Annotated in this window: 16 protein-coding genes; 10 read left to right on the top strand and 6 right to left on the bottom strand. The window is 71.8% G+C overall.

The window, feature by feature from the left end; translation table 11 throughout:
* Positions 1-26 precede the first annotated feature (26 nt).
* From AB0M76_RS03665 to AB0M76_RS03655, 3 genes are all read left to right on the top strand, one after another.
* Positions 27-911, top strand: a complete 885-nt coding sequence (locus tag AB0M76_RS03665) for an arylamine N-acetyltransferase (RefSeq protein WP_365951317.1) — start codon at positions 27-29, stop codon at positions 909-911.
* Positions 912-993: 82 nt separating this feature from the next.
* Positions 994-1,209 carry a hypothetical protein gene (locus tag AB0M76_RS03660; RefSeq protein WP_053787275.1) on the top strand — a complete coding sequence of 72 codons (216 nt, stop codon included), beginning with the start codon at positions 994-996 and terminating at the stop codon, positions 1,207-1,209.
* A gap of 88 nt (positions 1,210-1,297) precedes the next feature.
* A complete protein-coding gene (locus tag AB0M76_RS03655; protein WP_365951316.1) occupies positions 1,298-1,636 on the top strand; it encodes a hypothetical protein in 339 nt (112 codons plus the stop codon).
* On the opposite strand, the gene AB0M76_RS03650 is transcribed toward AB0M76_RS03655, so the two are convergent.
* A complete protein-coding gene (locus tag AB0M76_RS03650) occupies positions 1,633-1,746 on the bottom strand; it encodes a hypothetical protein (protein ID WP_365951315.1) in 114 nt (37 codons plus the stop codon). The genes AB0M76_RS03655 and AB0M76_RS03650 overlap by 4 nt on opposite strands.
* Between AB0M76_RS03650 and AB0M76_RS03645 the strand changes: the two genes are divergently transcribed.
* Positions 1,745-2,062: a hypothetical protein gene (locus AB0M76_RS03645; protein WP_365951314.1), complete on the top strand. Its 318-nt coding sequence runs from the start codon at positions 1,745-1,747 to the stop codon at positions 2,060-2,062. The two genes, AB0M76_RS03650 and AB0M76_RS03645, sit on opposite strands and share 2 nt — an antisense overlap.
* A gap of 161 nt (positions 2,063-2,223) precedes the next feature.
* On the opposite strand, the gene AB0M76_RS03640 is transcribed toward AB0M76_RS03645, so the two are convergent.
* The 4 genes from AB0M76_RS03640 to AB0M76_RS03625 all read right to left on the bottom strand — a co-directional run bounded on the left by AB0M76_RS03640 (position 2,224) and on the right by AB0M76_RS03625 (position 5,855).
* Positions 2,224-3,291, bottom strand: a complete 1,068-nt coding sequence (locus tag AB0M76_RS03640) for a hypothetical protein (protein WP_365951313.1) — start codon at positions 3,289-3,291, stop codon at positions 2,224-2,226.
* A 101-nt stretch (positions 3,292-3,392) separates the two neighbouring features.
* On the bottom strand, positions 3,393-4,385 hold the full coding sequence (locus AB0M76_RS03635; protein WP_365951312.1) for an ABC transporter substrate-binding protein: 993 nt from the start codon (positions 4,383-4,385) through the stop codon (positions 3,393-3,395).
* 68 nt (positions 4,386-4,453) lie between these two features.
* Positions 4,454-5,119 carry an ABC transporter permease gene (locus tag AB0M76_RS03630; RefSeq protein WP_365951311.1) on the bottom strand — a complete coding sequence of 222 codons (666 nt, stop codon included), beginning with the start codon at positions 5,117-5,119 and terminating at the stop codon, positions 4,454-4,456.
* A gap of 4 nt (positions 5,120-5,123) precedes the next feature.
* Positions 5,124-5,855, bottom strand: a complete 732-nt coding sequence (locus tag AB0M76_RS03625; RefSeq protein ID WP_266996301.1) for an ABC transporter permease — start codon at positions 5,853-5,855, stop codon at positions 5,124-5,126.
* Positions 5,856-6,005: 150 nt separating this feature from the next.
* Between AB0M76_RS03625 and AB0M76_RS03620 the strand changes: the two genes are divergently transcribed.
* Complete coding sequence (locus AB0M76_RS03620) at positions 6,006-6,983, top strand: ATP-binding cassette domain-containing protein (protein ID WP_365951310.1); 978 nt, start codon at positions 6,006-6,008, stop codon at positions 6,981-6,983.
* On the opposite strand, the gene AB0M76_RS03615 is transcribed toward AB0M76_RS03620, so the two are convergent.
* Positions 6,980-8,089 carry an alpha/beta hydrolase-fold protein gene (locus AB0M76_RS03615; RefSeq protein WP_266996297.1) on the bottom strand — a complete coding sequence of 370 codons (1,110 nt, stop codon included), beginning with the start codon at positions 8,087-8,089 and terminating at the stop codon, positions 6,980-6,982. The two genes, AB0M76_RS03620 and AB0M76_RS03615, sit on opposite strands and share 4 nt — an antisense overlap.
* Before the next feature lie 152 nt (positions 8,090-8,241).
* Between AB0M76_RS03615 and AB0M76_RS03610 the strand changes: the two genes are divergently transcribed.
* The 5 genes from AB0M76_RS03610 to folK all read left to right on the top strand — a co-directional run bounded on the left by AB0M76_RS03610 (position 8,242) and on the right by folK (position 12,717).
* Positions 8,242-10,101 carry a phosphatidylglycerol lysyltransferase domain-containing protein gene (locus AB0M76_RS03610; protein ID WP_365951309.1) on the top strand — a complete coding sequence of 620 codons (1,860 nt, stop codon included), beginning with the start codon at positions 8,242-8,244 and terminating at the stop codon, positions 10,099-10,101.
* 156 nt (positions 10,102-10,257) lie between these two features.
* Positions 10,258-11,130: a dihydropteroate synthase gene (gene folP, locus AB0M76_RS03605; protein WP_266665206.1), complete on the top strand. Its 873-nt coding sequence runs from the start codon at positions 10,258-10,260 to the stop codon at positions 11,128-11,130.
* A gap of 49 nt (positions 11,131-11,179) precedes the next feature.
* Positions 11,180-11,623: a nuclear transport factor 2 family protein gene (locus AB0M76_RS03600; RefSeq protein ID WP_365951308.1), complete on the top strand. Its 444-nt coding sequence runs from the start codon at positions 11,180-11,182 to the stop codon at positions 11,621-11,623.
* Between the two features lie 129 nt (positions 11,624-11,752).
* Positions 11,753-12,112, top strand: a complete 360-nt coding sequence (folB, locus tag AB0M76_RS03595) for a dihydroneopterin aldolase (RefSeq protein WP_030158540.1) — start codon at positions 11,753-11,755, stop codon at positions 12,110-12,112.
* Positions 12,109-12,717 (top strand): 2-amino-4-hydroxy-6-hydroxymethyldihydropteridine diphosphokinase, encoded by a 609-nt coding sequence (folK, locus tag AB0M76_RS03590; protein ID WP_365951307.1) that lies wholly within the window; start codon positions 12,109-12,111, stop codon positions 12,715-12,717. The genes folB and folK overlap by 4 nt, the downstream gene beginning before the upstream one ends.
* Positions 12,718-12,719 lie beyond the last annotated feature (2 nt).

The raw sequence follows: 12,719 nt of genomic DNA, 5'->3' as shown, positions 1-12,719 counted from the left end.
GGGAGTTTTCTGCTTAGGGTGCGGGGATGACCCCTGGCGTATACGACGGCTACCTGCGGCGGCTCGGCTTCCCGCGGCCGCCCGGGCCCACCGTGGAGGCGCTCTTCGCGCTCCAGCGCGCCCACCTCGAGCGCATCCCGTACGAGAACCTCGACATCCAGCTCGGCCGGCCGCCCGGCATCGACCCCGAGCTGTCCGCACGCCGCTTCGCGGCCGGGCGCGGCGGGTACTGCTTCCACCTCAACGGCGCCTTCGCGCTGCTCCTGGAGGCCGTCGGCTTCGAGGTGACCCGGCACCTCGCGGGTGTCCTCGGGGCGTCGGAGCGCGAGCGCCGCGACGTCAGCGGCGACCACCTCGCGCTGACCGTCCGGGTCGGCGGGGAGGAGTACTTCGTCGACGCCGGGCTCGGCGACGGCCCGTACGAGCCGCTGCCGCTGCGCGCCGGCATGCACCGGCAGGGGAAGTTCACGTACGGGCTGGGCCCGCTGGAGGGGGACGCGCCCGGCTGGAGGTACGTCAACGAGGCGAGCCCCTGCCCGGCGGTAAACATCCTCTCGGCGCCGGCGGCGACGGCCGATTTCGAGGCCACGCACGTGCGGCTGTCGACCGCGCCGGACTCCGGCTTCGTACGGACCCTCGCGCTGCTGCGGCGCGACGCGCACGGGGTCGACACCCTGCGGGGGCGGGTGCTGAGCCGGATCGATCCCGGGAAGGGGACGAGCGAGCGGGTCCTGGACACGCCCGGGGAGTTCTGGGCGGTGGTGGGCGGGCTCTTCGAGCGGCAGCTCGACGATCTGACGCCGGCGGACCGGGCGATGCTGTGGGACCGGGTGTGCGCGGCCCACGAGAAGTGGCTGGCCGACCGCGCGGAGGCGGGTACGGCCGCCGAAGCCGCGGGGTCCGGGAGCTGACGGCGGCGCCGGTGCCGATGCCGGTGCCGACGGAGGTACCGACGGAGGTACCGATGTCGGTGCGGGAGTGCAGACTTGGGGCATGTCCCACTCCCCCAGACGAGCCTGCCCCGCATGCGGGCGCGACTGCGCCGTGACCGCCGGCCGGATCGCCCGCCACGACCCTCCCGCCGGGCGGGGCCGCGGCGACCTGGTGTCCTGCCCCGGATCCCGGGCGCGGGTGGTGCTCGGGGCATCGGCGCCGACCTTGGACGGTTTCGTCCTGTCGGAACTGCCGGGGCAGCTGCCGCTGTTCTGAATGCGCGGCCCGGCCTGAGTACGCCGGTCCGCCGATCTGAGTACCCGCGCGGATCCCCCCGTACCGGCGGCGCGGACAGGATGGCGGCATGTCCTGGAACCCGGAGCTCGCCCTCCTCGCCCCCGAATCGCCGGCCGACGCCGCCTCCCGGCGCATCCGCAGGAACGCGGGGATCGCCGCTCTTCTGTTCCTGCCCGCGCTGGTGGCCGCGAAGGTCTTCCTGCTGTCCACGGAGGTCGGCACCCGGTGCGTGATGACGGGCGGCTGCCGGCCGTTCCCCGGGGAGGTCTTCCTGGCGCTGCTCGCCGGGGTCGTGGCGTCCTTCGTCGTGGTGCAGGCCGCGCCCCGCAGGTTCCAGAAGGGCGCCCTCGCGGCCCAGTCGGCCCTGGAGGCCCTGGCCGTGCTCATGGTCCTGGCCTACCCCTAGGGCCTGCCCCCCAGCAGCCCGACCGGCCGGGTGCTGCTGTCGGCCCCGAAGCCGGCCGCGACCCCGCGCCGGTACAGCCCGGCGTGCGCGGCGAGGATCCCGGTGTCCATGCCTGAGTCGGCGGCGGTGTGCAGGACGTGCTCGACGCTCGGTAGGCGGCGGCCATGGCGCGGCCCATGGGACCGGGCCTTCGCCAACTGGCAGCACCTGGTGGCCGCGAAGCTGCTGGCCTCGGGACTCCCCGAGCCGGAGGCCCGGGACCTCGCCGTGACGATCGTCAGCACCCTCGAAGGCGCCGAGATGACGGCCCAGATCGGCCAGAGCCGGACCCCGCTCCTGCTGGCGGGGCGGCACCTGGCCCGGCTGTGGGCTCGTACGCAGCCTGACCGGTGTGCTGACCAGTGGCGTTACCGGCAGGTCCGCTAGTGCCGCGTCAGGCAACGTTCGCCCCGTCGCGACGCCCGGCACGCACTCTCGCCGCACCGGCCGAAAGGTCGAGTACGTCCGGTACGAGCGCTTGCGGCCGGCACGCCGAGAGCACGCACCGGATGCCGCTCCCTGACGGGCAAACGTTGCCTGACGCGGCACTAGGAGATGGCCGTGCGCAGCCGGACGACGTCGATCGGCTCGGTCTCGTCGTGGGCCGTCAGGTCGATGACCTGGCCCACCGCGCGCTGCTCGGGGGTGGCCGGCTTGAAGCCCTGCTCCTTGACCGGCGGCTCGGCGGCGGTCCGGGCCGACTCCGCCTTGTGGACTGCGAGGGCCTCCGCGCCGACCACGTCGGCCAGGTCCTCGTTCTGGACCGATTCGATCACCGCTCGGGCCTGGGCCGCGGTCTTGGTGCCGAAGAAGTCGAAGCCGCCCTCGACGCGGGACGCCGAGCGGCGTACGGCCGAGTACGGGGCCACCGCCGCGGCCGGCCGGCGCGCCGGGACCGCCGCCGCCGGAGTGCCTGCGGCGCCGCCCGTACGGGAATGCGGTCCACCGGCCGGCGACCCGGCCTCCAGCGCCCTGGGCTCGGCGCCCCCGCCCTCCAGCATCTTCGGCTGGGCCGGGTCCGCCTCCGCCTTGCGGGCGAGGGCCTTCATGGCCGCATGGGCCCGGGCGTAGCCGACGCTGGTGGGCGCGCCGCTCGACGTGCGCTCCTCGGAGACCGGCGGGAGCTCCTTCGGCGCCGCCGCCGGGGCCGCGGAGGCCTCGATGGCGAGCAGCCGGCGGCCCTCCAGGGCGCTGGCCCGCTCGGTCTCGGCGGTCGCGTACCGCCGCAGCAGCGCCGCGTGCTCGCCGCGCAGCCCCGCGAGTTCGACCCGCTTGGCGCGCAGCTTCGCATCGAGCTTGGCGCGCAGCACGCGGGCCTCTTCGAGGTCGGACTCGAGCTCGGCTATCCGCTCCTCGGTCTTCCACTCGTCCTTGACCCGTTCGCGCGCGAGTTCCGCGACGCGGCGCCCGGCCGAGCGGTCCCAGGCGCGCATGACGACGGCGCCGGCCACGCCCGTGGCCGCCGCGAGGGCCACGAGCAGGCGTAGCGCAGTGCTGTCGTCGGGGCCCGCGATCAGCCAGGCCGCGGCCGCACTGGCGACGGAGACTCCGGCCACGGTCGTCGGCGTGAGCAGCCGGTGCAGGGGTTCGGGATTGCGGTGGCGTCCACGGGGCATGGCCTGAAATTTACAGGGCGTGGGGGTCCAGTGGGGTAACTGCCCGGCAATCTGTGGCCGGGCAGTTACCCGTCATTTCTCCACCAAACCCGTAACTACTCCTACTTCGTCAGGCCCTTCGCCTTCAGATAGGCCTTCGCGGCATCCGCCGGCTTCTCGCGCTGCGCGTCCACCTGTTTGTTCAGCTCGACGAGGTCGGCGGTCGTCAGGGCCTTGGTCAGCTTGTCGAGGACGGCCGCGATCTCCGGGGATCCCGCGTCCTTGGCGTTGACCACCGGCAGGACGTTGTCGGCGTTCTGGAGCTTCTTGTCGTCCTCCAGCAGGACCAGCCCGAAGCTGTCGAGGGTGGCGTCGGTGGTCGTGGTGAGCGCCAGCTGGTCCACGCCGTCCTTGACCGCCTGCTTGCCCTGCGGGGTGCCGACGCCCTTCGGGTCGATCCCGGAAACGTCGATTCCGTACGTCTTCTTCAACCCGGGCGCGCAGAAGGGCCGTATGGCGCATTCGTCGCCCGCCGCGATCTTCACCTTCAGACCCGACTTACCAAGATCGGAGAGAGTCTTCAGGTTGTTCTTCTGGGCGAATTCCTTCGATACCGCGAACGCGTTCTGGTCGACCGCCGGGCCCGCCGGCAGCACCTTCAGGCCGAGGGGGCCCGCCAGCTTCTCCAGCCCCGCCACCGTCGCCGCCACGTCGCTCGAAGCGACCGGCTTCTCCTCCGGCGCCTTCGGCCCGTTCACCTTGGCGTTGAGGAACTCCGCGAGGGTGGCCGCGTACTCCGGGACGACGTCGATCTCGCCCTTCTCCAGCGAGGGCTCGTACAGCTCGCGGTTGTTCACCGTGGTGATCGAGGTGCTGTAGCCGGCGTCCTTGAGGACCTGTGCGTACAGCTCCGCCAGCACGTTGGACTCGGTGAACCCGGCCGCACCGATCACGACCTTGCCCTTGCCGGAACCGGAACCGGAGTCCGAAGGCGCGGACGCGGCTGAACCGGCGTCCTTGCTCTTCTCCAGGCTGTCTCCGCCGCACGCGGTGAGCGAGGCGGTCAGGGCCGCCGCCCCCAGTACGGCGCCGAGGACACGCGTGGACTTGCTCATCTTTGCTCCTCCAAGGGGATGGGAACGACAAACGACAAAAGGGAAGGCCCGCGGGCCGGCCGGACGGGTCAGCGCGCCGCCGGACGCGGGAACAGCCGGTCCGCGGCCACCAGGGCGCCCTCGACCAGCAGGGCGAGCGCCGCCACCAGCAGGGCCCCCGCGACGACCTGTGGGGTGTTGTACGTGTTGAAGCCGGCGGTGATGATCCGGCCGAGGCCGCCCTGGCCGACCATGGCCGCGATCGTGGCCGTGGCGATGACCTGGACGGCGCCCGAGCGCAGCCCGGTCATCACCAGCTCGCGCGCCAGGGGCAGTTCCACCCGCCAGAAGAGCTGGCTGCCGGACATGCCCATGCCCCGGGCGGCCTCCACCACCGAGCGGTCCACCTCCCGCACGCCGACGTACGCATTGGTCAGCAGTGGCGGCAGGGCGAAGAGCACGAGTGCGGCGATGGTGGGCAGATAGCCCGCGCTGCGCAGCGGCGAGACCATGAACAGGGCCAGCACCGCGAAGACGGGGACGGCCCGCCCGACGTTGGACACGTTGACGGCGAGCGCCCCGCCCTTGCCGATGTGGCCGAGCCACAGGCCGACCGGGAGGGCCACTGCGCAGGCGACGGCGAGGGCGATCCCGCTGACGTAGACGTGCTCGCCGAGCCGGTGCCACACGCCGTTCTCCCCGGACCAGTTGGCCCCGTTCGCCAGCCAGTCCCAGGCCTGTCCCATCACGCCCATCGCCTCAGGCCCCCTTGACCGTCTGCGTCATGCGCGCGGCCCGCCCGGCCCGCGGCGTCCGCGCCGTGCGCGTCGCCCGTGTCCACGGCGTGAGCAGCCGCTGTACGCCGAGCAGCAGCAGGTCCGCCACCAGCGCGAGCAGCACGCAGAGCACGGAGGCGGTGAGCACCTGGGCCTTGAAGGAGCTGTTGACCGCGGGGGCGATGAGGTTGCCGAGGCCGCCCTTGCCGACGATCGAGCCGACGGTGGTCAGCGCCACCGTGGACACCGTGGCGATCCGCACCCCGGCGAGCAGCGCGGGCAGCGCCAGCGGCAGTTCGACCTGCCACAGCAGCCGCGCGGGCCCGTAGCCCATCCCGCGCGCGGCCTCCCGTACCTCCTCGGGGACGGCTTCCAGGCCGGCCATCGCATTGCGGACCAGGATGGTCAGCGAGTACAGCACCAGACCGGTCACCACGAGCGAGGCCGACAGCCCGAACAGCGGCAGCAGCAGGGAGAACATGGCGAGCGAGGGGACCGTGTAGAGCAGGGTGGTCAGGCCCAGCACGGGCGCGGCCCAGCGCCGGCCGCGGCGGGCCAGCAGGGCCAGCGGGAGGGAGACGGCGAGGCCGATAAGCACCGACACGCCCGTGATCCAGACATGTTGGACCGTGGCGTCGGTGAGCTCCTGGGAGCGGGAGGTGACGTACTCCCAGCAGATCCAGTCGTTCGCCACCAGGCAGTTCTGCCCGGCCATGCCCTCACCCCCTGCCGCTGCGTACACCCATCCGAAAAGGCGCGGTCAGGAGCGACCCTAACCCCCGGGGCCGACAATGGCCGGAATCCTTCGCAGCGGGGTAATACTCCCGTCACAAACAACGCGGCGCCTGTGGGGGAGGATGGGCGGGTGATCCGATTCGAGCATGTGACCAAGCGCTACCCCGACGGGACGACGGCGGTCGAGGACCTGTCCTTCGAGGTGGCGGAGGGCGAGCTGGTCACCCTCGTGGGCCCGTCCGGGTGCGGCAAGACCACCACGATGAAGATGGTCAACCGGCTCATCGAGCCGACCTCGGGCCGGATCCTGCTCGGCGGCGAGGACATCGCGAACGCCGATCCGGTAGAGCTGCGCCGGCACATCGGGTACGTCATCCAGCAGGTCGGGCTGTTCCCGCACAAGACGGTGCTGGAGAACACCGCGACCGTGCCGCAGCTGATCGGCACCCCCAAGGCCAAGGCCCACGCCCGGGCGGCCGAGCTCCTCGAACTCGTGGGGCTGGACCCGGCCGTGTACGGGGGCCGGTACCCGGAGCAGCTCTCCGGCGGGCAGCGCCAGCGCGTCGGCGTCGCCCGCGCCCTCGCCGCGGATCCGCCGGTGCTGCTGATGGACGAGCCGTTCGGGGCGGTGGACCCGGTGGTCCGCGAACGCCTCCAGAACGAGTTCCTGGCGCTGCAGAAGACGGTCCGCAAGACGATCCTGCTGGTCACGCACGACCTCGAGGAGGCGGTCCGGCTCGGCGACCGCATCGCCGTCTACGGCGCAGGCACCATCGAGCAGTTCGCCCGCCCGGCCGCGGTGCTGGGTGCGCCGGCCACCGACTACGTGGCCTCCTTCGTCGGCGCGGACCGGGGCCTGAAGCGGCTCGCGGTCACCCCGGTGGGGCAGGCCGACCTGGCGGAGGCCGACCTGGCGGAGGCCGACGGGAAAGCCCCCACCGCCGAAGTGGCGCTGGGGGCGAGTCTGCGCGAGGCGCTCGCGCTGCTGTTGCAGGAGGACTCCGGCCGGATCGGGGTCACGGATCCGGACACCGGTGCGCTGGTCGGCGTACTGACCCCGGAGGGCGTCCACCGGGCCCTGCGCCGGGCCCAACTGCAAGAAGCCTAGGCCTGGATGCGGTTGCTCATCCACACCAGCATCGGCGGGATCTCGCGGCGCCACGTGTTGAAGTTGTGGCCGCCGCTGTCGAGGATGATCGAGGAGACCCGGTCCGGGCCCTTGACCAGCTTGATGAACTTCTTGGTGTCGCCGAGGTTCGGCTCGCCCTGCTCGCTGCTGGTGACGAGGAAGGACGTACCCGACGGCTGCTTGTGCTCGATGCTGTGGAGGACGTCCGCACGCTTCTTCAGCTTGTCGTCGCCCTGGAACAGGTTGCCCGTCGTCGCGTCGTTCGCGGCGTCGTAGTACGCGGACAGACCCGCGGCGGCGCCGAAGGTCTGCGGGTAGTGCGCGGCGATCTTCAGGGCGCAGTAGCCGCCCGTGGAGTTGCCGATGAAGCCCATGTTCTGCGGCTTCTTGCCGACCCGGAAGGTGTCCTGGATGGCCTGCGGCAGGTCCTGGGCGAAGAACGTCTCGGTCTGCGGTCCGCCGGGTATGTCCACGCACTCGGTGTCACGCGGCGGCGCGATCGTCGGGCGCAGCATGACCAGGATCATCGGCTTCATCTTGCCCGCCTTGGCCTGCTTGAAGGCCGTCATCGGGTAGTTCAGCCCTTTGATCAGGTTCTCGGCGGTGCCCGGATAGCCCGTCAGCACGATGGAGGCCGGAAAGTTCTTGTCCTTGTGCTGCGGCTGGAAGTACTCCGGCGGCAGCCACACGTACCCGGGGCTCGTTATTTTCGACTTCTGCCCGGTTATGGCAACCTTCAGGATCTGTCCCCCCACCTGGGGCTGGGCGCCGCCCGGCACGTCGAGCTTCTGCTTGTCGACGACCTTGATGTCCTTGCTGCTCATCGAGTGGTCCACGACCTTGCCGACAGATGTCTGCTGGCCGAACAGGTCCGCCCACGAGCCGTAGAAGGAGAAAGACTTGTTCGCCGCCAGGCCGACGGCCGAGAACAGCGCCAGCTGGGTCGCGAGCAGGAGGCCGACCCGGCCGAGCAGCGCACGCCAGGTGCGGCCCGAGAGCCGGGGCCAGAACCACACCGTGGCTGCGAACAGCAGCACACCGGCGACGATGGCCAGCGCCAGGACCGTATTACTGGTGAGACCCATGAGCAGTCAGTCGACTTTCTGATGGCAGGACTAGATTTTCTCGGCGGAAGAGTGAACCCGCTCGACCCCGATGTCGTCCTAGTGGACGCACCACACTCCGGAGGCTGTCGCGGCCTTCGGCCACATGATCTCTCGCGGAGCAACGGGAAGCGATGTCTAGCAGGATAGATGGCGATAAGTCGGGACAGGTTCCGAAGCAGGTCCGCCGAATCTTCCGCGGCCCACGACCGGAGTCGGTGCCCGGCCTGGTAGGTACGGCCGTCATGATCGTCGGCCTTCTGGACGTCGCGGCGGGGGTGTTCCCGCGGTTCCGGCACAGCCGGTTCCACGCGGTCACCGAGGTGCTGCCCGGTTCGCTGGGCCCGTTCGCAGCCGCCCTCGCCATCAGCGCGGGCGTCCTGCTCCTCCTGCTCGCCCACGGCCTCAAGCGCCGCAAGCGCCGTGCCTGGCGGGCCGCGGTCGTCCTGCTCCCGGCCGGAGCCGTCGCGCAGTTCACGTACCGGCACTCCGTCATCGGCGTGGTCATCGCGGCGGTCCTCCTCGGGCTGATCGTGCGCCACCAGAGTGAATTCAAGGCGCTGCCGGACCCGCGCAGCCGCTGGAAGGCGCTCGCCAACTTCGTGCTGATGAGCGCCGGCTCCATCGGCCTGGGTCTGGTCATCGTCAACTCCCACCCGAGCCGCGTCGTCGGCCATCCGGGTATTTACGAGCAGATCAGCCACGTCGTGTACGGCCTCTTCGGCTTCGAGGGCCCCGTCGACTACTCCGGCCGCGTGTCCTGGACCGTGGGCTACTCCCTCGGCGCCCTCGGCATGCTGACCGCGCTCACCACGATCTACCTGGCCTTCCGCCCCGAGCACCCGGCCGCGCAGCTCACCGCCGACGACGAGCTCAAGCTGCGCGAGCTGCTCGTCAAGCACGGCGGCCGCGACTCGCTGGGCCACTTCGCGCTCCGCCGCGACAAGGCCGTCGTGTTCTCCCCCAGCGGCAAGGCCGCCGTCACCTACCGCGTCGTCTCCGGCGTGATGCTCGCCTCCGGCGACCCCATCGGCGACGTCGAGGCCTGGCCCGGCGCCATCGAGCGGTTCATGGAGGAGGCCAAGGCCCACTCCTGGACCCCGGCCGTCGTGGGCTGCAGCGAGACCGGCGGCGAGGTCTGGACCCGCGAGACCGGGCTGGACGCCCTGGAGCTGGGCGACGAGGCGATCGTCGACGTCAAAGACTTCTCCCTCTCCGGCCGTCCCATGCGCAACGTCCGCCAGATGGTGAAGCGCATCGAGCGCAACGGCTACACCACCAAGGTCCGCCGGGTCAGCGAGCTGACCGACGAGGAGCTGGAGCAGGTGCGCGGCGCGGCCGAGGCCTGGCGCGGCACCGACACCGAGCGCGGTTTCTCCATGGCGCTGGGCCGCGTCGGCGACTCGGGCGACGGGGACTGCTTCATCGCCACCGCCCACCGGGTGGAGGAGGGCGACACCAGCCCGTTCGGCGACCTCAAGGCCGTCCTGCACTTCGTCCCGTGGGGCAAGGACGGCATGTCGCTGGAGCTGATGCGCCGTGACCGCGCCGCCGACCCCGGTATGAACGAGCTGCTGATCGTCGCCTCCCTGGAGGCCTCGCCGTCGCTCGGCATCGAGAAGGTCTCGCTGAACTTCGCGATGTTCCGCTCGGCCCTCGCCCGCGGCGAGAAGATCGGTGCCGGCCCGGTCCTGCGGATGTGGCGCGGCCTGCTGGTCTTCCTGTCCCGCTGGTTCCAGATCGAGTCGCTGTACAAGTTCAACGCGAAGTTCCGCCCCCGCTGGGAGCCGCGCTTCATGGTCTACCGCAACAGCCGCGACCTGCCCCGCATCGGCTTCGCAGTGATGCAGGCCGAGGGCTTCGTGACGGTGGCCCTGCCCCGGCTGTTCGCCAGCCGGCGCCGCCCCAAGCCGGTCCGCACCTGCGCCCACACGCACGTGAGCGCCAAGGTCCCGGTCCAGGCCCAGCCCGAGCGCGAGGTCCAGGTCGCCTGACCCCGGCCCGGGCCCTGCCCCGGGCCCCGGAGCCCGGCCGCCGGAGCCCGGCCCGCCGCACCCGCGGCAGGCCGGGCTCCGGCGTTTGCGCGCCCGGGCTCCGGGGCCCGGAACCCGCGTACGGCCCGGTCAGGGACGCGGCCCTACCCTGGAGCCATGAACATCAAGCGCGGGGCCGCCGGCAGGGGCCGGGTCGCAGGCCTGCCGGACTGGGACCGCTGCGGGGTCATGGGCGTCGTCAACGTCACCCCCGATTCCTTCTCCGACGGCGGGCGCTGGTTCGACACCACCGCCGCCGTCAAGCGCGGCCTCGACCTCGTCGCCCAGGGCGCCGACCTCGTGGACGTCGGCGGCGAATCCACCCGCCCCGGCGCCTCCCGCGTCGACGAGGAGGAGGAGCTGCGCCGCGTCGTCCCCGTCGTGCGCGGCCTGGCCTCCGAGGGCGTCACCGTCTCCGTCGACACCATGCGCGCCTCCGTCGCCGCCCAGGCCGTCGCCGCCGGCGCGCTGCTGGTCAACGACGTCAGCGGCGGGCTCGCCGACCCCGGCATGATCCCGGCCGTCGCCGCCGCCGAGGTGCCGTTCGTCGTCATGCACTGGCGCGGCTTCAGCGACGGCATGAACCGCCTCGCCGTCTACGAGGACGTCGTCGCCGAGGTCACCGCCGAACTCCGCACCCGCATCGACGCGGTCGTGGCCGGCGGGATCGCCCCCGAGCGGCTCGTCGTCGACCCCGGCCTCGGCTTCGCGAAGATGGCCGAGCACGACCTGGCCCTCGTCGCCCACCTCCCCGAGCTGCGCGCCCTCGGCTTCCCGCTGCTGGTCGCCGCGTCGCGGAAGCGTTTCCTCGGCCGGGTCCTGGCCGGCGCCGCCGACGCCGCCCCGCCGCCCGCCCGCGAGCGCGACGCCGCCACCGCCGCCGTTTCCGCCATCGCCGCCCACCAGGGCGCCTGGGCCGTACGGGTCCACGAGGTACGGGCCACCGCCGACGCGGTTCGGGTGGCCCGCGCCGTGGAAGGGGCCCTGTGATCCGCCCCGCCGGCGGTGTGACCCGTACAGCAGCCAGGAGAGGGGAACGGTGAGCCGCAGCGACATCGAAGCCGTCGAAGAGGTCAACACGGCCTTCTACGAGGCCATGGAGCGGGGGGACTTCGACGCGCTGTCGGCGCTCTGGCTCGAGGACGAGATCTCCTGCGTGCACCCGGGCTGGCCCGTGCTCTCGGGCCGCGGCGAGGTGCTGCGCTCGTACGCGCTGATCATGTCCCACACCGACTACATCCAGTTCTTCCTCACCGATACGAAAGTCGCCGTCATAGGCGACACCGCACTGGTGACGTGCACGGAGAACATCCTCAGCGGCGGGCCCGCCGTGGACGGCGGAGAGCTCGGCCCGCTCGTCGGCCAGCTGGTCGTCGCCACGAATGTGTTCCGACGCACATCCGAGGGCTGGCGGCTCTGGTCCCACCACGGTTCTCCCGTCCTGACGGACTCCGACGAGGACGAGGAGGAGGACTCCGCCTGACCCCTCCGGCGGGATCCGAGGTCGTTCGCAGGTAAATTCGAAGACGGACGACGCCGACCGCACTCGGCCCAGGCCCATGGATCCGGGAGTCCCGGACCGGAAGCACCTACGAAAGCAGGAGTGATTCGCGTGGATCGTGTCGCGCTGCGCGGCCTCAAGGCTCGCGGGCACCACGGCGTCTTCCCCCGGGAGCGCGAGGAAGGCCAGACCTTCATCGTCGACCTGGTGCTGCACATCGACACCCGCCCCGCGGCGGCCGACGACGACCTGGCGAAGACCGTGCACTACGGGGTCGTCGCCGAAGAGGTCGTCGATGTGGTCCAGGGAGAGCCCGTCGACCTGATCGAGACCCTCGCCGAGCGGATCGCCCAGCAGTGCCTCAAGCACGAAGCGGTGGCACAGGTGGAGGTCGTCGTCCACAAACCGGACGCCCCCATCACCGTCCCCTTCGACGACGTGACCATCACGATCACCCGGAGCCGCGTGTGAACAACGCACTGAACGCCCAGAGCGACCCCACCGTCCAGCCGGTGCCCGCATCCGTCGTCCAGACGGTGGACGCGGCCGACACGACCCTCTCCAACCCGAAATGGGCCGTGATCGCGCTCGGCGCGAACCTCGGCAACCGCCTGGAGACCCTCCAGGGCGCCATCGACGCCCTCGGGGACACCCCCGGCCTGCGGGTCAAGGCCGTCTCCCCCGTCTACGAGACCGAGCCGTGGGGCGTCGCGCCCGGCTCCCAGCCGTCGTACCTCAACGCCGTGGTCCGCCTACGGACCACCCTGCCCCCGTCCTCCCTGCTGGAGCGCGGCCACGCCATCGAAGAGGCCTTCGACCGCGTCCGCGACGAGCGCTGGGGCCCGCGCACCATCGACGTCGACATCGTGTCGTACGCCGAGGTGGTCTCGGACGACCCGGTCCTCACCCTCCCGCACCCGCGGGCCCACCAGCGGGCCTTCGTCCTGGCCCCGTGGAACGACATCGACCCCGAGGCGCAGATCCCCGGGCACGGCCCGGTCGCATCCCTCCTGGCCGGAATCGGCCTGGCGGGCGTCACGCCGCGCCCGGACCTGGAACTCCGCCTCCCCGAGTAGTC

This window comes from Streptomyces sp. NPDC051364, assembly GCF_040682115.1.
Classification (GTDB): Bacteria; Actinomycetota; Actinomycetes; order Streptomycetales; family Streptomycetaceae; genus Streptomyces.
The sequence above is the reverse complement of the archived record's forward strand: the minus strand, read 5'-3'. Positions and strand labels throughout refer to the sequence as shown.